Raw genomic sequence first — 23,960 nt, forward strand, 5'->3', positions numbered from 1 at the left:
ATTAAAATCACCCTGCAATCTCCTCACCGAACGACTTTCATGAGGCGACTTGCTGCGATGTGACATACTTGCAGCAGCTTTGGAGCAAGCATGCTTCTGCGATTCTCGTCGCTCGATTCCAGGTTGTGATTCGTACTCACTGACACCCCGCAGAGAACTGGCTGGCCACAATTCCGCCGTCAACTCCGAAATCCCCACGAACTGATCACAAATCGGCTCGCTTGAGAAATTCTGTTGGCACGGCGGGTGCTTACCATCACCTCCACAGTGTATGCTCATCGCAAATTCCCCATGGGCAGCCAGTCGTTTTAGTGAAATGCACGCTTTGCAGGCAGATCGCTGACTTTTCGACCAGCAACTCATGAGCTGGCTTTTGAGAAACGGAAGAAATGGCGTAGTGCATTGTCAAAGTATAAAATTCGGGTCTCTTCTGTTGTTACTTCCAACAATGGAGGACGTTGCGGCGACAACAACCCGAAAGACAAAGCCGTGACACGGCAGTGGTGATTTTTTGAGAGCGGCTGACAATCAATGGGTGACGACCCAAACAGGCAAATCAAAGATTGAACGGAGTCGTCACTCGATGAAGAGAGTTCACAACATCAGGTAATCCGGGATTCGGTGATTCTTCATGGAATTAACGATCCCCATGACAGGCAACGATATGAGTGCGAAGCCCGTGTTGAGCAGCGACGTCGAGACCTTGACCTCCTTACTGGGAGGAGCCATTGTCGAACAGGCGGGAAGTGATCTGGCCTCTTTGCTCATGCGCATTCGTCAACTGTCACGCGAACGGCGTGTTGGGTTGCCCGGCGCTGCCGAACGATTAGTGGAGCTTCTGGCCGGGTTAACGGAAGACCAGCTGGATCTGCTGACCAAGTCACTCAGCATCTATTTTGATCTGGCGAACGTTGCCGAAGACCTCCAGCGCATTCGCGTGATTCGTCAGCGTGAGCGCCAGGCGGAAGGGTCTGTCCGCAAAGAATCTCTGGGCGATGCCATTGCTCAGCTTAAGAAGCAGGGAGCATCACCTGAGTCCGTTCAGAATCTGCTCGACCGACTGCATATCGGGCTGGTTTTCACGGCTCATCCGACAGAAGCCAAGCGTCGCACCACCCGGCGGATTCTGAGACAACTCCGCTCTGATTTAACGACGGCTCATCAGGGAGATCTTCTCCCGCGAGAAAGCTCTGCCCTCCAGGAGCGGATTCGTGGGTCACTCACTCTGCTTTGGCAGATTGACCCCATGCGGCCGCAGCCTCCCACAGTCATGCAGGAAGTCGAGCGAGGTCTCTTCTTCTTTGATGGGCTTTGGAATATCGTCCCGCTGATTTTTCTCGACCTGCGAAGTGCGCTGGCCGAGCATTATCCCGGCTTCAACTTCCATGTTCCTCCCTTCCTGAAATTTGGATCATGGATTGGCGGCGACCGCGATGGCAACCCCTTCGTCACCGCTGAGGTAACAGGCGCCACGCTCAAGCTGCTGGAATCAACCGCGATCGAACGACACCTGAAAACGACACAGGAACTGGCTGATCTGCTGGTTATTTCTGATCGTGGCATGACTCCCGATGACCCGGTGTTTGCTGTCCTTCAGAAAACGTTCGCAGCTCATCCCGAACTGGAGCAGCTTGTGGGGGATGCCCCCGAAGCCGAGCCTTATCGCCGCTGGATCAAAGTGATTGAACTCCGGTTGAAGAAGCGGTTGGATCCCACTTTTGTTTCTCCACTTCCGGCTTATCAGACATCACGGGAACTGGAAGACGATGCCCAATTGATTGTTGAGAGCCTGAATCGTCGTCAGGGAGAGCGGATCTACACTTCGTTCCTTTCCGCCTGGATGGATCAGATTCGTACCTTTGGCTTGCAGGTTTCAGCACTCGACGTCCGGCAGGATTCCCGTGTGCATGTGGAAGTCTTCCAGGAGATTTTCGCGAAGGCCGGTGTCACTGGTGATTATGCCAAAGCCGACGAAAAAACACGCCAGAAGTATCTCACGCTCCCTCATCAATTGGGGGCAGAGATTCTTGAACAAGACCTTTCCGATATGGGACTCGAAACGCTGTCGCTTTATAAGCTGATGGCCGAAACAGTGCGGGCAGGGGGCATCGAACGTTTTGGCGGCCATATTGTCAGTATGACCCATTATGCCAGCGATATTCTGGCCATCCTCTGGTTCTGGAAATGGGCCTGGAAGGCCACGGCCGGAGCCTCAACCGCAGAGCTTCCTCACCTGCCTCTCATGCCTTTGTTGGAAACCATTGACGACTTGCGGCAAGGCCCCGCCATCCTGACGGATCTGCTCTCGGTTCCTGAGTACGTGACGTATCTCAAGAAAGACCAGGGAGCGCAGCCACTGCAAAACGTTATGGTGGGCTATTCTGACAGCACGAAAGATGGCGGCTACCTTGCTGCTTCTTGGGGCCTGTACCGTGCACAGGAGCAGCTCTCCGATGTTCTTTCCAGTCAAGGTGTCCGGTTACGTGTCTTCCATGGCCGGGGCGGTGCATTAGGTCGCGGTGGTGGCCCAGCCGCACGAGCGATTCTTTCGCTCCCTCCGCGCTCAGTCGATGGCGGGCTGCGAGTCACCGAGCAGGGAGAAGTGCTGGCAGAGCGGTACGACGAACCACAAATCGCCTATCGCCATCTGGAGCAGGTCACCTGGGCCACGCTGCTGGTCAGTAGCAACCATGAAGGGCATTGGCCAGAAGACTGGTTTACGCATCTTGATGATCTCGCCCGACAATCGTTCCTGCACTATCGTCAATTGGTCGATGATCCCGGCTTCCTGATGTACTTCGACCGGGCCACGCCGATTTCCGAAATCGAACGTCTGCCAATCGGTTCGCGGCCTGCCCGCCGCCGTGAGCGCAAAAGCCTTTCCGATCTGAGAGCCATCCCCTGGACTTTCGCCTGGACACAAAGCCGGCACATGATCCCTGCCTGGTTCGGGCTGGGAAAAGCGCTGCATGAGGCCGTTGCTGCCAATAACGAAGACTGGTCGCGCTATCAGGAGATGTATCGCACCTGGCCAATTTTCCAGGCCATTATCGATAACGCCACACTCGCCCTGATGAAAGCCGATCTCCAGATCGCCAATCGTTATGCAGACCTCGTTGAAGATCGCGAAGTGGCCAAACGACTCTGGTCGATGATCCATGAAGAATACGATCGCAGCCGGGCATCAGTGCTGATGATCACGGGCGAATCGTCTTTACTTTCCAACACGCCCTGGCTGCAGACGTCCATTCAGGAACGTAACCCTTATGTTGACCCGCTCAACCTGATTCAGGTGGAGTTGCTCAAACGGGCGCGCGAAGCCGATATCGAAGCGGCTCAGGCCTCCCGGTTGCAACAATCCGTCCGCCTGACCATCCAGGGCGTCGCTGCTGGCTTGAGAACCACGGGGTGATGGCAGAGAGGACAGAAAACGGGGAAGCAACAAAGCCGTAAAGCCAGAAAGATGAGAAGTAAGGAAGGGGATTAAGAGAAGGGAAATAAGCCAGACTTTAACCCTCGCCCGGTACTCCGGGAGAGGGTGGCCGCAAGGCCGGGTGAGAGTCTTCCCGGGGGATCTGGTCAGTCAAACAATGTTCCCCGGCAGACCAACTGGCAGATGCAAAATCGTCTCTGAATCACTGTCCAAACATGCAGAAACGCTCCCAGCGGACTGGGAGTAAAAACCGCTGAATAGTTCTTCACGATCCCAACGACCACCAAACCTCAACATCACCACCTCGGGAAAGGATCTCCCATGAGAATCTGGCCCGGATCGCCCGCACCGCTGGGTGCCAGTTTTGACGGACGCGGAGTCAACTTCGCACTCTTCTCGGAATTTGCCGAGAAGGTCGAACTTTGCCTGTTCGATTCTCCCACCGCCACCAAAGAAACCCACCGGATCATGCTCCCCGAGCAGACCGACTTCGTGTGGCACGGCTACCTCCCCGATATCAAACCCGGACAGATTTACGGCTATCGCGTGCATGGCCCCTACGAACCTCATCAAGGGCATCGCTTCAACCCTCATAAGGTCGTTCTCGATCCTTATGCACTGGCCATAGCGCGTGATGTGGTCTGGTCAGACGAAATGTTCCCCTATGTCATTGGTCAGGATCAGCAGGATCTGGTCATTGATCAACGTGATAACGCCCCCTTTGCCCCACTGGCTGCCGTCGTTGATCGAAGATTCAACTGGGGACGCGATAAACGGCCGCAAATTCCCTGGCATGAAACTCTGATCTATGAACTTCACGTCAAAGGGTTTTCTCGTCTGAGTCCCTGGGTTCCCCGAGAACTGCGAGGCACTTACGCCGGTCTGGCATGTGAAGGCTCCATTCGGCATCTGAAGGAGCTGGGTGTCACTGCCGTTGAATTGATGCCGGTTCATCACTTTATCGACGACCATTTTCTTGTTCAGCAAGAGAAGCGTAATTACTGGGGTTACAACACACTCGCGTTTCTGGCACCCGCCATCCGCTATGCCGCTGATCCCTCGCCTCAGGGAAGTGTCGTTGAGTTCAAGAAGATGGTCAAAACCCTGCATTCGCACGGGTTAGAAGTCATCCTCGATGTGGTCTATAACCATACGGCGGAAGGGAATCATCTGGGGCCAATGCTCTCTTTACGAGGGATTGACAACATGAGCTACTACCGCCAGGTTGCTGACAATCGGCGGTATTACCTCGACTACACCGGTTGCGGCAACACCCTCAACATGGTTTGCCCCCGCGTCCTGCAGCTCATCATGGACAGCCTCCGCTACTGGGTGCTGGAAATGCACGTCGATGGTTTCCGTTTCGATCTGGCCGCCACGCTGGCTCGTGAACTCCACGCTGTCGATAAACTGGGCGCTTTCTTCGACATCATTCATCAGGATCCCGTGCTGTCGCAGGTCAAGCTGATTGCCGAACCCTGGGATCTGGGCGAAGGAGGTTATCAAGTCGGCAACTTCCCGGTTCTCTGGACGGAATGGAACGGCAAGTATCGCGATTGCGTCCGTCGCTTCTGGAAAGGAGACGGACACACCGTTTCTGAACTGGCGACGCGCATCTGCGGATCAAGCGATCTCTATGAACACAATGGCCGCCGCCCTTACGCCAGTATCAACTTTGTTACGGCCCATGATGGCTTCACGCTCGAAGATCTCGTGACTTACAACCACAAACATAATGAAGCCAACGGCCAGAATGGTGAAGATGGCGACAGCCATAACAATAGCTGGAACTGCGGCGCCGAAGGGCCAACCGACGACCCGGCGATTCTCGCTTTACGCGAACGACAGAAACGGAATCTGATGGCCACGCTCCTGTTCTCGCAAGGGGTGGCCATGATCCGCTCTGGCGATGAACTGAGCCAGTCCCAGGGGGGAAACAACAACGTCTACAACCAGGACAACGCCACAAGCTGGCTCAACTGGCGTCTCGATCCCACCGAAGAGCGTTTCCTCGAATTCACCAAGAAATGCATCAAGCTCTGGAAGTCGCAACCCGTCTTACAGCGAAGAAACTTCTTTCAGGGGCGTGAACTGCGCGGGCAGGGAATTCAGGACATCGTCTGGCTCACTCCAGAAGGGCTGGAGATGGGCGATTCCGACTGGAACGCCGGCCATGCCCGCTGCCTGGGCGTCATTCTTGATGGCAGCCAGATCCCGGAAATGAGTGAACGCGGAGAGCGGATCGTCGGGGACACACTCTTCCTCCTGATTAACGCCCACCACGAAGAGATTTCTTTCCGGATGCCCGAGTACGGCTTCGCAGATCCATCAGCTTTGCGAGCGACGCAATTCCAGGCCGCGGCAACTGCTCTTCATCCACTTCAAACCGCAGCCATGTCATCAGACGCAGCAACGACGAATGGTTCTACTCCCAAGTCAAACTCTGCTTCAACGTCGATGCCTGCTGCAATGCCTTCAGTGACTCAACAGACAACCGCCGCAGAAACTCCGGCATCAAAAGGGACATCTGCCGATCACGCAGCATCTCGCCCCATCTCCCCCATTGATCGTGAGCAGCAGGGCAAGGAGGCGACAGAGCATTCTGAATCAAGGCGAATGTATTGGAAGCCACTGATCGACACGACATTCGACGATCAGAGCTTGCCCAGGAAAGTCTGGCCAGGACAGCTTTATCCGTTGCAGGGCCGCAGCCTCGTGCTGCTTAAGCGCCAAGTGGTGAAACCCAGTCTCGTCAGCCGACTACTTCCGACTCTCACGCCACAAAACGCAACAGCTAACACCCCTCCGTCATAGAACTCACTTCCTGACTTTTCACCAACTCACAACGCTTTCCGTGCCATGCTTGCGGCTCTGAGCAAGCATTCCCGCACGATCAAATACCGCATTCACGTAGGGTGCATGAAGCAAAGCGCAATGCACCAACTCCCCCATACCTTTGCCACCCGACCCACTGACCAACCAACTGCCTATCGACAACCCAACGAGCACCACCACCCTGGCGGCGTAAGACCCATTCGTGAATCAACAACCGCCCCTCATACGCCGCCCAAACCCCGCAAGGGGCCGCAAGGGGCATTTGCTCCCTCGCCCATTCCGATGGGAGAGGGTTGGGGTGAGGGCGAGCCGCATTTAAATAGATGTTAAATCTCTATCGTCAGTAGTAGTCCGACTCGGCTAAAATTATGGGTATGAGTATCCTTTTCTGGCTAGATTTAAGCTAATCGTTGAAATCGGAACTTGCAATTTTAATCGAGGTGAAACAGCAGCATCTTCGATCCATAATTGCGCATTGCTACCTTCAAGGGATTGCTTTCAAAAGTCCACGACCGATCAGGGCCGCGCAGAGAGTTGCCGTCACGAAGTTTCCTTCGTGAGAACCACGCTTGCGAACTTAAGCACCTGTCCCACCAGTTTTGCTTTTCCTGAGAATCACGGGGATCCAATTGTTGTCGGAAGCCGTTGTGAAGCTCAGAAAATGACCTGACATTCCAGAGAATCATCCTGGCGGCAAGGAATCACTCCTTTGCCGCTGACAATCCTTTGCGGCCAACAAGTCGGAAAACCAGTCGGAATTCTCGAATTCGAGTTGAGAGCGCCACAGGCCTCTCAAGCTGGCAGCATCTTGCGACACCGCCGGCACAACACGGCCCTGATCAAGCCGCTGACGAGGGTCATCTTCCGGATCGCAGGCTGGCCCATTGATGGCCCTGACCGACGAGGCGCGCCCAGCGAATCCCCTCTAACCTAATCCCCCTTGTTGCGCGGCATCATGTAGAATGAGTCACGTAGTGTTTCACCTCGACTAATCATGTGGGTTCTGATCTCAGCGATTTCCTTGAAAACAGTCAGGGAAGGATGCTCATACCCACAACTTTAGACGAGGAGGACTAGTAGGGTGCATGAAGCGAAGCGCAATGCACCAACTCCCCCGTGCCATTGCAAACCGACCCACTGACTCGCCAACCGCAGATCACGAATTCCTGGATTCTGATGTGTCATCCCGCGACGACTTTGAAGGTTAAGGGTGTGGGTGAGTGATTTCCCCATTGGCATTCACAGCCTGCCCGGCGCATGAAAAAAACGCCTCACGGCATCGGCCGTGGGGCGTTTTCAGAGATGTGTCACAGGTGAATGATCAGCGTTCATTTCCATTCATAGGCCATGTTTCCTTACGGCAGTTCCCCCTCTCGTCCGGCGTGATGCCCTCTTCAGGTTATGGATAGAACGGGCTGTTCAGGTTGCTGGCAGAAGAACGAAAATGGTTGTTTGCTGAAGGAGAGTTCCGGTAACGGTCGTTGCCGTAGTAGCCGGGCTGTGAAGGATAATAGTTGGAAGCGGGTGTCTGGTACTGGACAGGGCGGCTGTAGCCCACAGGAGTATAAGCGGGCTGCCCATAGCTGTTGGTACTGGGGAAACATTGCCCATTGACGCAGTTCATGGGAGGGCAGACACCGCCGGGGCAGTTGCTGTTGACCCCATAATTATTCTGGTACGAAACAGGTGAGTAGCTCACAGGACGGGTGTAGCTGTTGCCATACGTCGTTCCATAGTTGGGAGTGGTGTAGTTCACAGGCTGATAGCGTGTGGTTGTGGCAGGTGGGCAGTACCCGGTGTTGCAGTTGTTGGCAGGAGGCGCCTGCAGAATCCCCAGCCCCAGGTTAGGCAACCATTGTGCCTGAGCCGAAGAGGCCGCCAAACCGAGAGCCAGAGCCGCAGCAGAAAGCAGTGTCTTGAAAGCCATGATTCATAATCCTTAAAGGATGTCCCGGCAACCCGCTCCTTATGACTCAGCACAAGCCGTTGCGGATCACCTGCTCACCGCGACTGACTGAGCGTCAGCGTTGGCGATGGTGAATCACTTATGCACCACCCGTGCCAATGGTGCGAATCACATCGATTTCTCTTCTGGGCGGCAGTAGCGGCCGTCAATCTTTTCCCAGATTGCCGTTTCGTTATGAGTGCCCTGAAAAAAGTACAGACGGCACTGTCGAAAATACATCGCGATGAATCTGTGGTGTATCGTTACGACAACACCAGTTTGAGGCCAGTTCGTAATTCTTTCAGGGCTTTGCTGATCATGATTCCAAACTTACAAGGGAGGAGGAAGCGACCGGCGACATCCGCCGGTAAACACATGAAATAGGCCTTTATTGCAGGGGTAATGGAAGAAAATGGGTGTGCCAGAACGAATGGCACGGCCTCTGCATAGGAGTCTGTTCCATGCGATCAGCAAGGAGCTTCGCAGAATCAAACAGTTTGACAAAGGGAGATGATCATGCTGGTACTCACACGCAAGCGAAACGAAACGATTCAGATTGGTCAGGATATTGTAATCCGTGTGATCCACACAAGCACCGGGGCGGTCAAGATCGGTATTGAAGCTCCCCGGGAAGTGGCCGTGCTGCGGGGAGAGCTGGCAGAACAACGACTGGCACTGGTCGCCGAAGCCGCTCTGGATCTGCGGGTGAGTGATCTGTCAGTAAATGAGGCCACCACCACCCTGGCCGCCGCCAGCTAACCCACCCCCCCACATCCACTTCACCCAGTTTTTCAAAAGCTCAAGTTTCACGGACACGGTTACGCCTCAGTGTGACGAACCACCGCGTGTCTTCTTGGACGGGGCAAAGAAGCGTTTCGGCGAGATCTCACTCTCGAGAGAACTTACTTGCATGGCTTTTGGCAGGGAATCTCATCGCAATCGGCTAAAGGGAATAGATATCGCCTTGTGTCAATTGATAAGAAATAGATATTACTTGGCTGGTTTCTCAAAAACGATGACGTGCTGCCGTGGAAGGCTCTTGTGGGTTGTCTGCCATTTCAGGCCGAATTCAGGCTGCTCGGCTTCTTTCCGAACTTGGGCAACACTCATTTTATGAATCAACTTGATCGGAACTTCTGGATCTTCCCGACGATATTCGACAAACACCAGCCGTCCTCCGGGCTTCAGGCTACTCACCATGGCGTCCATCATTTCATGGGGAAACTCAAGCTCATGATAAACATCGACCATGAGTGCCAGGTCGAGAGTCCCGGCAGGAATACGAGGTGACTTTTCCGTTCCCAAGACCAATTCAACATTCAGTAAATTGCGGTGATTCAGTTTGTCTGCGAGAAGATCAAGCATCTCTTTCTGAATGTCGACGGCGATCACCTTCCCTTTTGGCCCGACTTTTTCGGCCATCAGCATCGTGATCACGCCGGAGCCCGCCCCAATGTCGGCCGCCACTTCACCGGGTTTCAAATCCAGCAGTTCAACCAGTTTGGAGAGGCGTTCTTCTTCCTCACGTTCAGGACGTTCGAGCCAGGGCGCCCCATGGAAGCTCATCACCTGGGCAATCTCACGTCCCATATAGAACTTACCCGTTCCATTGGGATCATGGTTTTTGCGGTAGCTATAGCGCGGCGGAGCTTTCTCAACAGCTTGAGAGCCGGGTTCTGCGGCAAGTTCTTGCGCTATCGCTGCGCCCGAAATCTGGCTCATGAGAATCAGCAGGCATGCCAATAGAAAGTTCGTATGAGAATAGGATTGAATCGCAGGGAGAAGTGACATCTGGTGGCTCCACTGATGAAAGAGACTTTCAAAGCCCTCTCAAGCAAGAGAGGATCTTTGAAGGAGGCTGTTAGCCTACACTTCCGGCTCTGGATTAGGGAGTGGAAAGCCGGTTCAGCAGCAGCTTTCGATGAGCAACACTCAATACTCACGAGGGGTTGAGTGCCAGAAAGCTGGCATTTAAATATGTGGCGTAGCCAACCCAGAACAGATAAGGGATCAGCAGGGCACCCGCCAACGGTGAGAGTTGCCAGATAATCGCAATCAATGCAGAAATCGAAAGGCACAGCAGAGAGATATCGACTAACGCAGCCCCCATCCAGTGCCATCCAAAGAAGAGTTGGCTCCAAAACGCGTTCATGGCCAACTGAACAAGAAACAAGGCCAACCCCCAGCGAACCAGCCGCATTGAAGAGGCGCTTGTCTCTTCGGATTGCTCCCAAAACCACCAGACCGTGATGGCCATCAACGAATAAAGCACTGACCAGACGGGGGGAAAGACCCAATTAGGCGGCGTGCCCACAGGGTGCCGCAGTGTGCCGTACCAATCACCTGGCGTAAAACTGGAGGCATACCCGGCAGCCATAAACACCACGACCGCACAGACCGCAAATCTCAGCATGGAGCGTGCGGGAGAATTATTGAGATGATCACTCGAAAGATCCACATCAGCGGTCGAGAGTCCCAACATGACGTTCTCCATTTGAAGCGCCTTGAACCAATACCGTTTTCGACATCCGTCCTGGATGATCTTTTGTCGGAAGCACAACTTGCCTCTGACCTTTCATAATCACCAATGTCGATGCGGCTTGCTGGCTGCGGGGGACTGCGATCTTGGCCTGAAACGCAACTGATGAATGCCAAGTGATACGGCTTCAATCAATCCAGGCCTTGTGCGACCCACAGAGAAGCTGATGACTCACGCCTTCTTTGATTCCTTCAAAATAAAACGTCTTCCTGATGACCTCGTGCAGGATGATGACCAATTCGATTCATTAGTCAGGTCATATTAGGACATGTCAGCATCAAGAAAGCTATGGTAACTTCTGAGAAAGCAAATGCCGGATCTGCTCCAGGGATTTCACCGCCTCCTGAGCACAATCCTCGTCTTCATCATGAGACGCTTCTTCAAGTGCTGCAATCACTTCTGGCGAACTGGCACCGACGAGGGCCAAACTGTGAGTCGCTCGCTCGCGTACAAAGGGATCGTCATCATCGAGAAGTTTCAGCAACAAAGGTGTGAAAACATTCCCCGCTGTTCCTGAAAGTCCAATCGATTCGGCAACCGCTTCCCGCAAATCTTCCTTCTCATGATCTGCCAGTTCATGCAGTTTATCGGCCAGATATTCGGCTGGAGCGTGCGACTTGGCCAACGTTTTCAGAACCGGCCCAATCATCAGAGGCTGCGTTCCTGAATCGGAGAGCAATGCTCTCAACAACTCATGAACCTTCTTCTGGTCGAACGGAAAATAGACCCACGCGCGGGCCGCTTCAAAACGGATGTCAGGGTCTTCATGTGACAGGCACTGATCCAGCTTCGGCTGGAGAGCCTCCATCTGCTCTTGCGAAAATACGCTCGCCCGACGAGCCACCTGCTTGCAGGCATAGGCCGCTAATGAAACGTCTGAACTTTCCAGAGCCGCTGCCAAATCAGCGTAAGCAGACTCATTTTCCTGTAGAGCACATAAACCTACCATGGCACGAAACCGAGCCTCAGGCGTCGAAGCACTCGCCAGTTTTCCGCGAAGTTCTTCCACGGAGAGTCCATCGAAACGATCCAATTGAGTCATGGGTTGGCTCCTGGGCTGTGCTATTCAGAATACAGGCTGAACGAAGAATTCCGGGGGTACTCAAGTGAGACACAGTAAAAAAGTCGAGTCAAAACGGTGATCAAGTCCGACAACAAAAGACATGACTGCAAATAATTCTTTCAAACGAAGCCGTGATTCGGGACATCCGGTACGATTTGACAAACCTTGGCTTCCGGCATCATCCTGCGGGCAGCATAACGACGTTCATCCACCGGAGAAACACGATGTCGCGACTCGGACTGATTAATTCCGCCTGGGGACAAGCTGGCCGGGAGACGGTCTGGGGGCTTCAGAAAACCAAAGAGATCGGTTTTGACTCTGTCGACCTGCTGGTTGACCCTCTCGAACTCCCCGTGACTGAAAAACGGGCCATCCGAAATGAACTGGCCAGGCTCGATTTGCCTCTGGTTTCCATTTGCTGCGTCGCAGCCGGATTGATTGATCCGTTTGCCAGCGTGCGGAAGTTCCACCTTGAACGAGCCACCCGCCATCTGGATCTTGTCTATGAGCTTGGCGGCGAAAATCTGTTGCTGGTGCTTGGCGAATACATCTGGAATCGCGAAGTCATCCCGCCTGATGAACAATGGGCCAGCGCCGTAGATGCCTGCAGGGCTTTGGGAGCTTACGCCGGCGAATTAGGACTGAAAATCGCTCTTGAGCTGGAACCTTTTCATCTTTCACTTCTCAATAGTGTCGATGCGATGGATCGCTTTCTGCGAGACGTCAATGAGCCGGCTGTCGGCGCGAACATTGACATCTCCCACCTTTGCCTTGCCAAGGTTCCCGCCAGCGAACTGGTAAAGCTCAAAGGGAGGGCCTTTCACGTCCATATCAGTGACTGCGATGGCCAGATTCACGGCGACCTCCCTCCCGGTCGTGGCGTGGTCGATTTCGTCCCTTACCTCCAGGCAATTCGAGAACTCAATGTCCCGGGAGCCATCTCCATTGAACTGGAATACAGCCCCGATCCTGATGCGATTGAAGGCTGGGTTCAGGAGGCCTACGAAAACACCAATGAACTGCTGAAGCAGACAGGCCTCAGGTAAGTGCCCTTGGGTTGCTTGAGGAAATTGTTTGGCCATTAATCAAGGAAGATAAAGCCGATTTTATCTTCCGCTCACCGTGGCTTTAGATCGACTCCATAGGATTGAAAACGTAACACCACGTTACCGACACAATTCCGATTCTGGAGTCTATCATGGAACACAATACCGACGAGATCCATATTTCTGATTCAATAGATAATGCCACTGAATCTCAGATCGCCTTTCTCATTGCCATGGTGCTCTTTATTCCTGGTGCCATTGGTTGGATGATCGACGCCTGCTGGCCAGGAACGATTATGCTGGACGGTTTGCTGGTCGCTGGCACCCTCTATCTGGCAATGGGCTTACTGAGTCTACTATCTGATATAGCTCAGGCTCTGAATGAGCAGATCTCGCAATTGCCGAAAAATAAGGAATCGGATCATTCATTGAGATCAACTTCAGTTGTCAGTGATATCCCATGTGACTCATCCCATCAACGACAGATTCCACCTCAGTGGTATACAAATGGGCGATCTTGTCCTGCTGTTTCAGTTCAGCAGGAAAGAAGGGGGGCAGCAGCCCATGTAATGAAATGATAATCTCTCTGACTGATGATACACTCGTAATAAATAACGGTCAGTTGTGTAATGTATGTACTGAGTAAGATTGAATAGGGGGGAATTCAAAACCCGAAATATTTCAATTTGCTTGTCATTCAGAAGATAATCTTCCCAAGACTTGAAATAGGTCACGCCATGGGATATCGGATTCTAGTGGTTGAAGATGAGCAGCGCATTGCCGACTTTCTTCTGAGAGGGTTGGCAGAAGAAGGGTATGTTGTTGAACATGCTGCTGATGGTTTCTCTGGCGCACTCCTGCTGGAACAGGGGAGATGGGATCTTGTCATTCTGGATTGGTGGTTGCCCGGGGCCGATGGCATCGATTTATTAAAACAGTTTCGTGCTCAGGATCGGATCACGCCGGTTCTCTTTTTGACCGCTCGTGATGCCATTGCCGAGCGGGTCCAAGGGCTAGACGCCGGAGCAAATGACTATCTCTGCAAACCCTTTGCTTTTGAGGAACTTCTTGCCCGCATTCGTGTCTTGCTACGTAAGCCAGAGGAGAAGGGCGGCTTCATTCTTGATCAGTTAGGCATTCGGGCCGATCTGGGGACACAACGAGTGACGCGTGATGGCAACCTGGTGGATTTGACGGCCAAAGAATTCATGCTTCTCTGCCTGTTTCTGAGAAACCCAGGGCGAATTCTTTCAAGAACGCTGATCTTTGACAGTGTCTGGGGAGATCAGTTTGATGGGCTTTCCAACACGATTGAAGTCCATGTCAAAGAACTGCGTCGAAAGCTTGAAGCCTTCGGTTCCCGCGTCATTCAGACACGTCGCGGACGTGGCTATCTCTTTGAATTAGATCCAAGTGGCGGGGATGATTGATGACTCTCGTCCACCGTGTCTCCTGGTTCTTTCTGGTTGCACTAGCGATTTGTCTGGCAGGCTATTCGCTCATGGTCAACCTGTTGATTCGCGAGTCGCTATTTCAGCAGTTTGATCAGCCCATGACCAACGCCTTAAATGGACTTGTGGCAGCCATCGAAGCAGAGAGCGATGCGATTAAATGGCAGCCAACTGAACACACTATTGAATTCGGTGATGAACATAATGTGGATGATGTCCGTTGGGTGCTGATCGCTCCACATGGAGGAATTGTCGATCACTCACGTAACCTGAATATCGCTGATCCTCAGGATTTGGCACTGATTGCCTTCTGGACAGAAAATGCTCCAGACCCATCACAGCAATTCAATTCCGACCTCTGGCGCGTTCTGAAAAAACGTCTGGCGGCGACGGAACCCAAAGTCAGTTCCGAAATGGAATTTGATGAATTCTCTTCGCTGACAATCTTTGTCGCCAGAAATCAACATGATCTACAGATAAACCTTTGGAGGTTGCTGGCGCTGGTCACGCTTCTCCCTGTGCTCTTCTGGATCATGGCGGCCATCATTGGACGATGGTATTGCCGGGCAGCACTGGCACCGCTGGGCGAAATGTCACGGCAAGCAGCCTCAATGACTAATGCCGACTTCCACTTGAGATTGCCTGTCGCTGCGCGCCGTGATGAACTCTCCACGCTGGCAATCGCGTTTAATAGGTTGCTGGCTCAATTACAGCGAGCTTTTGAGCAGCAGCAGAGGTTCACGGGTGATGCTGCCCACCAATTGCGGACACCGCTAACGATCTTAAGAGGAGAGATCGACGTCGCGTTGAGACGTCCGCGGGAAGGCGAAGATTATCGACAGATACTGAAAAAACTCAGCAGTCAAACGGATGAACTGCAACAGATTGTCGAAACACTGCTCTATCTCGCCAGAGCGGCTGGACAGTCTTTGCCACCGGCTTTGGAACTCCTGCCACTTGATATCTGGTTGCCGCAATATCTGAAACGCTGGAGTGAGCATCCCCGTGCGAAAGATCTCACATCTGATGTTGCACCTGGCACGATGATTCGGGCTTCGTCGGCCCTTCTCAATCAAGCCCTTGATAACCTCATCGGGAATGCTTTTAAGTACAGCGCGGCAGGTACTCCAGTGATGATCTCCGCAAAATCCCGGAATGGATCGACTCAGATCGCAATCGACGACGAAGGCTGCGGCATTGAGCCAGCAGAACGCGAGGCAATCTTTGAGCCGTTTTATCGATCTCCTCTGGCTCGTAAAGCGGGAATTGAAGGAACAGGCTTAGGGCTTTCTCTCGTCATGGCCATTGTTCAGAGCATGGGGGGGAAAGTGAGTTGCCAAGGTCGCAACCCGAAGGGAACTCGTTTTGTTATCCAAAGCCCGAGTAGTGACGTTGCCACTGCATAGCCGTTCAAACCATGGATAATCTCACAGCTCTGAAATGCCCTGTCAGGGCTTCTCATCTTTAAAGAAGGGGTAAACCACTTGCAAAACCTCTCCAGCAATGGAGGATGCGACTGTGTGTTAAGCCCCAAAAATGACCACATACGTCCGGCCGATGAACCTCAAAACAATCAAAACCGAGTCGCATCTGATGGGATTATGGTCTGGGGAGTTGTCAGGGCGAAGGTCACCTGCGATTCTTTAAGAGCTGCGAAAAGCCGCGAAACAGGAACAGCGAGCAGTCCTGACGAGCCTGCGGACAAGTTGAATAATCTGCCGGGACAAAGTGGTCGTACCACCCGTGAACCTAACTGGCTGACAAACCCCCAACTTCCATCACCAAATACCCACTCTTCCTATGCGATACACAAAAGTCCAAATTGAAACCATCGGCTACGAACTGGCGCCCGTGGTGGTGACATCGGTTGAGCTTGAAGAGCGGCTGGCGGCAGTCTATGACAAGCTCAAGGTCAGCATGGGGCAGCTTGAAGCCTGGACAGGAATTTCGGAGCGCCGCTGGTGGCCGGAAGGTTACAAGTTGACGGAAGGGGCAACGGCCGCCGCCCGTCGGGCGCTGGAGCAATCCAATGTCTCAACACACGATCTGGGCGCATTGATCTATGCCGGCGTCTGTCGAGAACAGTTTGAACCCGCCACAGCCTGTGGCGTGGCAGCCAACTTACGCCTGGCAGACGACATCGCAGTTTACGACATCAGCAACGCCTGCCTGGGTGTTTTGAATGGCATCGTCGACATCGCGAATAAAATCGAACTGGGCCAGATTCGTGCCGGAATGGTTGTTTCCTGTGAGTCGGCCAGAGAGATCATTGAATACACGATTCAGCGTCTGCATGAAGATCCCACGATGGAGAATCTGACGAAGTCGCTCGCCACATTGACGGGGGGAAGCGGTGCCGTTGCGGTCATCCTCACCGATGGATCCTTCTCCAAAGGGCGCGGCCATCGATTGCTGGGCGGTAGCCTGCTGGCGGCTCCCGAGCATCACGAACTCTGTCGCTGGGGGTTTGAATCGTTGCTGCCGGCAGCTGTCAACAAGGTCGAACAGGTGCTGCCCAATGCTGTTACTCACACAAAGCTGGGATCGCTGATGCCACAGTTGGTGCAGCAGAAGGTGAGCGGAATACTCCCGGCGAAACTTTCGCATGCGTTTAATCAGTTCATGCAGACAGACTCCATTTCTGTGATGAAATACGGTGTCGAACTGGGGATGAAGACCTGGACATCATTGTTGGCCAAACTCGGGATGAAGCCTCAGGATATCGATAAGGTTATCTGCCATCAGGTGGGTAAAGGCCATCGCGAGCAAGTGCTAAAATCATTGGGCATCCCTCTGGAAAAAGATTTCGCGACCTTTCCGTTTTTAGGGAACATAGGCACGGTGTCATTGCCCATCACAGCGGCTCTGGCCGATGAACGGGGGTTCCTCGTACCCGGTGATCGTGTCGCGTTCCTGGGGATCGGGAGTGGCCTGAATTGTCTGATGCTGGCCATCGACTGGTAGGCATCAGGCTGGCAAGAGTGAGGGCTTCATCTCGGCTCTGGTTTCCGTTTTCCGGATCCTTCTGGCGGGCGATTCGGAACAAGCGTTCTGACCCGTTATCGGAATTGAAGTGAAACGGATTCTCTTGGGGAATTCTCGCCACAAGAGTGCCACTTTCGATGTAGACTTGCGCCAGATTGCTTCCATTTCGATTCACTGAGTAGTGCATTGTCAAAGTTGAAAAGCAGGGTTGAACAGGTTGTAGAGTCCGACAACGGAGGACGTTGCGGCGACATCAACCCTAAGACAAAGCCGTGACACGGCAGAAGACGCGTGAATTATTAGGTGGGCGTGTGGATTCGTATCGTACCTCACTTCGCACACCCCACATGCCGAAGATAACATCCTTAACGAATAGTTGGCTTCCTCTGGAGATCGCCTGAATCGACTTTCAGGGACTCCGTAATGACTAACTGTTTGCCAGTCAGTTGGCTTTCATGATTCAACTGGAACAACTCACCAAAAAATTCTCGGATCTGAAGACGGGCGATCGGCTGGCGCTTGATCATGTCAGCTTTGAGGTCAAACCCGGAGAGATTTTCGGTCTGCTAGGCCCCAACGGGGCCGGCAAGACCACGTGCCTGCGTATTCTCAGCACCGTCTTAAAACCATCCTCGGGATCGGCATTGATCGCGGGCTATGACGTTGCCACTCATCCCGCAGAAGTTCGCAGCCGTATTGGCTTTATGTCGAACAATACCGGCATCTATGACCGGATGACGGCGTGGGAACTGGTCGAATATTATGGCCGCCTTTATGGCATCCCAAAAGAACGCCTGGAACAACGTCTCAATACCATCTTCACAACACTTCAGATGAATGAAATCCGTGAAGTGTTGGGTTCCAAGATGTCGACGGGGATGAAACAGAAAGTTTCTATTGCTCGGGCCATTGTGCACGATCCACCGGTCATGATCTTTGATGAGCCGACCAGTGGACTGGATGTTCTGGTGGCCAGAAGAGTGATTCATGCTGTGGAATCACTGCGAGACGAAGGGAAGTGCATTATTTTTTCCACACACATCATGCGTGAAGTGGAAAAACTCTGCGACCGTATTGCGATCATCTATCGTGGCCGCATTCTAGCCTGCGGCACCATTGACGAACTTCGGGATACGCACCACCAGCGAGACATTGAAGAACTGTTCTTTGAGCTGATTTCTGCGTGTGACGCCGCAGAAGCGGAACGACTGCGCGAGAACGAAGACTCCATCAATCCCGGCATCAATGAGAACGCCCTCCCCAATGAGGTGTCGTCGTGAACTGGCGTAACATTCGTCTGATTTTCGGTCGCGAAGTCCTCGATCAATTGAGAGACCGCCGCACGTTGTTCATGGTGGCTGTCCTGCCTCTGCTGCTTTATCCCTCACTCGGGATCGGCATGATGCAACTGACAGTGCTTTTCAGTGAGCAACCCCGCACAGTGGTTGTGCTGGGGGCTGCCGATTTGCCACCACCTGAACTACTTGATGGCAACCGCTTTGCTCGCGCCTGGTTTGAAACCAATGTCGACAGCCAGAGCAAACTGGATGTCATCAATGATCTTCCCCTCCCGCCCACCAGTTTGAAACGATCTGCTACTGATAACCCAGCGGAAACGGCTTCTAACGAACCATCTGCTGAATCCCTGAAGACCGCAGGATCCCCGAAAGCCGCCAGCACCACACGCAGTCGACCACTGACAACCGAGCAAAACAAACGTCGTGAGCAGATTCTGACAGAGGCATTCAGGCTCCGGTCATTGATCGAACAACTGCGGGCCATCAACCCGGCTGCGATTGATCGCCATCTTCCTGAAGCGGTGCTTTCCTCCGAACAGGAGGAGAAGCAACAGACGCTGAAAAAGGAAATGAGTGAGCTTTTTAAGCAAAGCGGCATTCAAGTCCTGATTGTGATTCCTCCGGGATTCGCCAAAAACATTGATAACGTCAAGCAGCAACTGGCACGTCAGAGTGATAGTGGCGGGGCACAGAATGCTTCCACAAAGAAAGAGCTTCTCGATTACCCGCGCCCCCTGATCATTCGTAATCGGGCTGATGACAAATCGGTTATTGCCTATACACGAGTTGTCGAAGTGATGGAATCGTGGGAACGACAGATTTTGCGTGAGCAACTTCGTGCCGGTGGCCTGCCCGAGCAGTTGCCAAGGCCGGTTCGCGCAAACGTCATGGAACTGGCCGATTCGCAGCAGGTGGCCAACAACATCTGGAGCAAACTCTTCCCTGCCATGCTGATCATCATGTCGGTCACGGGAGCGTTTTATCCCGCCATCGACCTGGCTGCTGGGGAAAAAGAACGCGGCACCATGGAGACCCTGCTGATCTGCCCCGCCAGCCGTACGGAAATTGTGCTCGGGAAATTTTTCACCGTGATGTGCTTCAGCATCGCGACAGCAGTGCTCAATCTGCTCAGTCTCAGTTTTACAGGCAAATACGTGTCGTCACTGGCGGCAGGAAATATGTCGCGAGGCATTGATTTAACACTACCGCCGTTCACGTCATTGATCTGGGTCGCGATTCTGCTGCTGCCGATAGCGGCTCTCTTCAGTGCGCTCTGCCTGGCCCTGGCGACATTTGCCCGCAGTTCCAAAGAAGGGCAGTATTATTTGACTCCTTTGTTGATGGTGACACTGGGTTTAACGGTCTTTTGTCTCTCTCCTGCTGTTGAAATGCAGCCATTTTACAGTGTGCTCCCAGTTGTCGGCCCCGCGCTGTTACTCAAAGAGCGACTGCTGGGCACAGCTGACTCGCAATTGCTATGGCTCTATTCGATCCCCGTACTGATCACCTCAGCGGGATATAGTCTCCTGGCGCTCTGGTGGGCGATTGACCAGTTCAATCGGGAAGAAGTGCTATTCCGCGAGTCGGAGCGGTTCGAGATCAAACTGTGGTTGAAGCAACTTCTCCGCGACAAAACACCCACACCATCGTTTGCAGAAGCTGGAGTCTGCTTTGTCGTCCTGATGCTTTTGCAGTTCGCAGCTTTGAAGATGTTCCAGCAACCACTCAGTAACGCCAAACCCGAGGAACTGGGCGGTGTCATGCTCAAGCTGCTGATCATTCAGCAGATCGCGATTGTAGCGACCCCCGCGCTGATCATGGGGATCATGCTGACAACCAGCATTCGTCAGACATTTCAGTTTCGACTTCCCAAATTACGCTATCTCCTGGCTGCCCCTGTGTTAGCGCTGGCGATTTTCCCGCTCTCACTGGAACTGTCTCATCGACTGGCATGGTTCTTTCCGCCACTTCCCGAAAGCATGAAAGTCGTCGCTGAACTCCTCTCCACCCAAGAGCAACCTTTCTGGCTATTAGTCCTGGCTTTTGCTGTCGCACCAGCCATCTGCGAAGAACTGGCATTCCGCGGCTTCATGCTCAGTGGCTTCAGACAAGGAGGACGCCACGGGCTGGCCATCGTGATTTCAGCCCTGTGCTTCGGCGCGATTCACATGGTCTCCCAGCAGGTCTTCAATGCAGCTCTCCTGGGGATGGTCATCGGCTTGCTGGCGGTGCAGAGCCGCAGCATTTTGCCGGGGATCATCTACCATTTCATTCATAATGGGATGCAAGTCGTATTGAGCCGGCAATCGTCCAGCCTGGCTCAGCCCGGCCCCCACGAATTGCTGATTTCTCTCTCAGAGGGAGAACTGACGTTCCGTCCGCTGCTGCTGGTTTTCTGTGGCCTCGTGACAATGACGTTGCTCACCTGGCTGGTCAGCCGGCCTTATCCCCCACGAGAAGACAGCCTGCCTGCCGACGAAACGTCACCAGAAGATACCGCTGCCTCGCGGATCCCTGCCATCTCCTGATGAGCCAGCCTGCCGAGGCGCTACGACCCTAACAAGCCTTGAAGTCTTCCAGGCCCGCAGTATTTGACGTGTGCATATAGCCCGCACGACTGGTTTCCTGCATACATCTTGCAGCATGGGCGAGACTCTGGCAGGTTTGTTCACTCGCGGTCATTTTTGCCGCTTTAATGCCGCAAGATCGTTCGATGAACGTCACAGACAAGGGAACTGCCGTTGAACTTCCGCTCATGCGGCTAATGACGTGCTCCCTTTCAGGATTCTTTTTTCACGGATGGTCTTGAAGGATCAGGCGGCGGCTCGCTCAACATTTGGTGCGATACGCTGGTTTTTCCCGATGTCTTCCTTCCGTGTTATGGCCTGTGACGAGGCGACTAGAAGGACGGTAGGCAGCATGGTTCCATTCCACTGGCGAACATGTGTGGCAAGTGCGTTGCTCTCTGCGACGGGTTGCTGTTCGATTTCCGTGGGAAAGCCAGTCTACGAGACTCCCGCCTGTACCACTCCCGAAGTCTCCTGTTCTCCAGGTAATGCCGGAGATTTTTCGCAGGGTGACGCGACTCCTTGGAAGTCATCGTTGCCCGATGTGGAAATGCGTCAGTTGCCTCCGGGAACTTCCTTCCCCGGTGGTCATTCCTTGCCTTCACAGGAGTATCTCACTCCGACGCCAATACCAACACCAAGTCCTGCCGAGAGTCCAGGATCGGCACCAGCCCCTGCGACTGAAGACATTCCTCCTTTGCCGGGCGTGGGAGCAAAGTCAAAAACGGCTCCCAAAAATGATGTGACCGCCCCACAAAAACTGCTCGATCAGGCGAAAGACTGGCTCCCTTCGTGGCCCAAGCCTAAGCCGATCACGGACGCCAAGACGACTTCGCGCAGTGCTTCTCCCTCAGGGCGACTGGATCGGCCAAGCTGGGCTTCGACGAATGCTTCTGTTGCCGGGAAATCTCCTGCCAAGGCCCCGCCTGCAGAGACATCCATGCAGGAACACTTTGCGAAAACGCCAGTGGAAACCGTTCTCCCATCTCAGGCAGAGTCCCGAACAGATAGAGCGGATGACACCCTCACCAACGTGGCGGAAAGCCCCTACGCGCATAACCGCCCTGAGACTGCTCCCCTGAGTGATGGCCCGTTGCTGCCCGGACTTACCGGAGCGTTGGGGGCATCACGTGATTGGTCGGCTCCATTCGCAAAGACAGTTTCCCATGGGTTCGGAGCGGGAACGACACCCATTATGACCTCTCAAGCACAACCGATGATCGAGTTGGGCACGCCAGAGTTCCTTGATGATGTCATTGTGCCTCGTCAGGAAGCATATGCCGGGAACAGGGTGTCTGCTCAGCCCTCAAGCCTGATCTTGCCGCCAGCGTTATCAACTCTGCCTGAACTTCCCGGCATAACGGCAGTCACCCGTGCCGCAGCAACGAACGAACAAACCGAACGGCTTGAACAGGTCCTCAATCAGGAACCTGCGCCCCGTGTGCTCCCCATGACTTCGGGAATAGCCCGTCCACTGCCAGTCATTGTCCCCGCCACCTCGCCAATGGATCCCCGCCATCAACTCAGCACCTGGCCACCATTGCCAATAGAGATTCAGAGCGCAACTCCTCGATATTAGTCCCGCAGATCTCACAGGGGAGAACGCGTTACTTTCTTTCTATAAACCCACTTGAGTATTCAGTGGGAAAATCCCACTGGATGCTCGAGTGGGTTTGTGCTAGACTTCACTTCCTGTTGAAAGAAGGAGTCTCCATGCACATTGAAACGCGGACGACCGATGCCAAGGCCCGGCTGGTTTTGCCAAAAACGTTCGCCAACTCGACAGTTATTATCGAACAGGTGAGTGAGACCGAGCTGCGCGTACGCAGAGCCAAAGTAGTCGCCGAGGACGACCTTGCTTTTGCCGAGGAATCCGCCGCCCCCCTCTCAGACGCGGATCGCGACCGTTTTCTCTCTCTGATTACGAAGCCTCCAGGCCCGGCGCCGGCCCTCAAGAAAGCTGCCTCTCGCCACAAGGCTCGCCGTGGCTAACTGGATCATCGAACCATTCGGCAAGGCCCACGACCGATCCGCCTTCACCTGTGGGAAGCCATCGCTCGATGACTTCATCCGCACCCGCGTCAGTCAGTATGAAAAGCGACGCCTGGGCAAGACCTTCGTGGCTGTGCCTGAAGGCGAAAATCGGGTCATCGGCTACTACACCCTCGCGGCTGGATCCGTCGTATTTGATCATCTGCCGGTTGAAGCATCACGTAAACTTCCGAAGCATCCAGTCCCCGTTATTATCCTCGCCCGCCTTGCCGTCGATTCCTTAGCACAGGGCCAGCGATTGGGAGAAGGGTTGCTGCTCGACGCCCTTCAACGCTCGCTGGATTTGTCCAGTAACCTTGGGACGCACGCAGTCGAAGTGGACGCCCTCGACGACTCCGCTGTCGCATTTTACGTCAAGTACGGCTTTACACCGCTGCTAGACAACCTGAAACATCTTTACCTGCCTCTGGCCACCATCCAAAAAGTGTTGGGATAAACGAGTGCATTGTCAAAGTCTAAAACTCGGGTCTCTTCTGTCGTTAAGTCCGACAACGGAGGACGTTGCGGCGACAGCAACCCGAAGACAAAGTCGTGACACGGCACGAGGGCAAATTGTCGAAGAGCAACCTTTGTCACAAAGCCTTCACACGCCACACATTTGGCAGTATTGGTAGGGTGCGTGAAACGCACCATCTTGAGGCATCTCAGGCAACGGCTCGTCAATAGCGACCCAGGCACGTTTCTCTATAGAGAACACTCACTGGAGAATCTCTCACCCGGCGCTGCGTGCCACCGTTTCCCGCCTG

17 protein-coding genes are annotated in these 23,960 nt (G+C 53.7%); 13 read left to right on the forward strand and 4 right to left on the reverse strand.

All coding sequences use genetic code 11. The features are described from left to right. Positions 1–631: 631 nt before the first annotated feature. Together ppc and glgX are read left to right on the forward strand one after the other, a co-directional pair. On the forward strand, positions 632–3,412 hold the full coding sequence (ppc, locus tag SH287x_RS02065) for a phosphoenolpyruvate carboxylase (RefSeq protein ID WP_479516781.1): 2,781 nt from the start codon (positions 632–634) through the stop codon (positions 3,410–3,412). Between the two features lie 342 nt (positions 3,413–3,754). Then, the gene (gene glgX, locus SH287x_RS02070) at positions 3,755–6,247 is read left to right on the forward strand and encodes a glycogen debranching protein GlgX (protein ID WP_479516782.1); all 2,493 of its coding nucleotides are present in this window, start codon (positions 3,755–3,757) and stop codon (positions 6,245–6,247) included. Between the two features lie 1,420 nt (positions 6,248–7,667). On the opposite strand, the gene SH287x_RS02075 is transcribed toward glgX, so the two are convergent. After that, positions 7,668–8,195 carry a hypothetical protein gene (locus SH287x_RS02075; protein ID WP_479516783.1) on the reverse strand — a complete coding sequence of 176 codons (528 nt, stop codon included), beginning with the start codon at positions 8,193–8,195 and terminating at the stop codon, positions 7,668–7,670. A gap of 534 nt (positions 8,196–8,729) precedes the next feature. Here SH287x_RS02075 and SH287x_RS02080 point away from each other — a divergent pair. Next, entirely contained in the window at positions 8,730–8,972 is a 243-nt protein-coding gene (locus SH287x_RS02080) for a carbon storage regulator (protein ID WP_479516784.1), read from the forward strand. A gap of 231 nt (positions 8,973–9,203) precedes the next feature. On the opposite strand, the gene SH287x_RS02085 is transcribed toward SH287x_RS02080, so the two are convergent. The 3 genes from SH287x_RS02085 to SH287x_RS02095 form a co-directional block, all read right to left on the reverse strand. After that, positions 9,204–10,004, reverse strand: a complete 801-nt coding sequence (locus tag SH287x_RS02085; protein WP_479516785.1) for a class I SAM-dependent methyltransferase — start codon at positions 10,002–10,004, stop codon at positions 9,204–9,206. Between the two features lie 148 nt (positions 10,005–10,152). Next, positions 10,153–10,695 (reverse strand): TspO/MBR family protein, encoded by a 543-nt coding sequence (locus SH287x_RS02090; RefSeq protein ID WP_479516786.1) that lies wholly within the window; start codon positions 10,693–10,695, stop codon positions 10,153–10,155. A 343-nt stretch (positions 10,696–11,038) separates the two neighbouring features. Next, positions 11,039–11,794, reverse strand: a complete 756-nt coding sequence (locus SH287x_RS02095; protein WP_479516787.1) for a HEAT repeat domain-containing protein — start codon at positions 11,792–11,794, stop codon at positions 11,039–11,041. Positions 11,795–12,039: 245 nt separating this feature from the next. On the opposite strand from SH287x_RS02095, the gene SH287x_RS02100 reads away from it, so the two are divergent. The 10 genes from SH287x_RS02100 to SH287x_RS02145 all read left to right on the forward strand — a co-directional run bounded on the left by SH287x_RS02100 (position 12,040) and on the right by SH287x_RS02145 (position 23,650). Further along, on the forward strand, positions 12,040–12,861 hold the full coding sequence (locus SH287x_RS02100; RefSeq protein ID WP_479516788.1) for a sugar phosphate isomerase/epimerase family protein: 822 nt from the start codon (positions 12,040–12,042) through the stop codon (positions 12,859–12,861). A gap of 152 nt (positions 12,862–13,013) precedes the next feature. Beyond that, entirely contained in the window at positions 13,014–13,439 is a 426-nt protein-coding gene (locus tag SH287x_RS02105; protein ID WP_479516789.1) for a hypothetical protein, read from the forward strand. 159 nt (positions 13,440–13,598) lie between these two features. Continuing rightward, positions 13,599–14,291, forward strand: coding sequence for a response regulator transcription factor (locus SH287x_RS02110; protein ID WP_479516790.1), 693 nt, complete (start codon positions 13,599–13,601; stop codon positions 14,289–14,291). Continuing rightward, positions 14,291–15,718, forward strand: coding sequence for an ATP-binding protein (locus tag SH287x_RS02115; RefSeq protein ID WP_479516791.1), 1,428 nt, complete (start codon positions 14,291–14,293; stop codon positions 15,716–15,718). Before SH287x_RS02110 ends, SH287x_RS02115 begins: the two co-directional genes overlap by 1 nt. 394 nt (positions 15,719–16,112) lie before the next feature. Next, complete coding sequence (locus tag SH287x_RS02120) at positions 16,113–17,276, forward strand: 3-oxoacyl-ACP synthase III (protein ID WP_479516792.1); 1,164 nt, start codon at positions 16,113–16,115, stop codon at positions 17,274–17,276. 476 nt (positions 17,277–17,752) lie between these two features. Next, complete coding sequence (locus SH287x_RS02125) at positions 17,753–18,577, forward strand: ATP-binding cassette domain-containing protein (protein ID WP_479516793.1); 825 nt, start codon at positions 17,753–17,755, stop codon at positions 18,575–18,577. After that, the gene (locus tag SH287x_RS02130; RefSeq protein WP_479516794.1) at positions 18,574–21,123 is read left to right on the forward strand and encodes an ABC transporter permease subunit/CPBP intramembrane protease; all 2,550 of its coding nucleotides are present in this window, start codon (positions 18,574–18,576) and stop codon (positions 21,121–21,123) included. The genes SH287x_RS02125 and SH287x_RS02130 overlap by 4 nt, the downstream gene beginning before the upstream one ends. 391 nt (positions 21,124–21,514) lie before the next feature. Further along, positions 21,515–22,741: a hypothetical protein gene (locus SH287x_RS02135; protein ID WP_479516795.1), complete on the forward strand. Its 1,227-nt coding sequence runs from the start codon at positions 21,515–21,517 to the stop codon at positions 22,739–22,741. A gap of 134 nt (positions 22,742–22,875) precedes the next feature. Next, a complete protein-coding gene (locus SH287x_RS02140) occupies positions 22,876–23,154 on the forward strand; it encodes a type II toxin -antitoxin system TacA 1-like antitoxin (RefSeq protein WP_479516796.1) in 279 nt (92 codons plus the stop codon). Next, the gene (locus tag SH287x_RS02145; protein ID WP_479516797.1) at positions 23,147–23,650 is read left to right on the forward strand and encodes a GNAT family N-acetyltransferase; all 504 of its coding nucleotides are present in this window, start codon (positions 23,147–23,149) and stop codon (positions 23,648–23,650) included. Before SH287x_RS02140 ends, SH287x_RS02145 begins: the two co-directional genes overlap by 8 nt. Positions 23,651–23,960: the final 310 nt, after the last annotated feature.

It is taken from the genome of Planctopirus sp. SH287 (genome assembly GCF_056500625.1).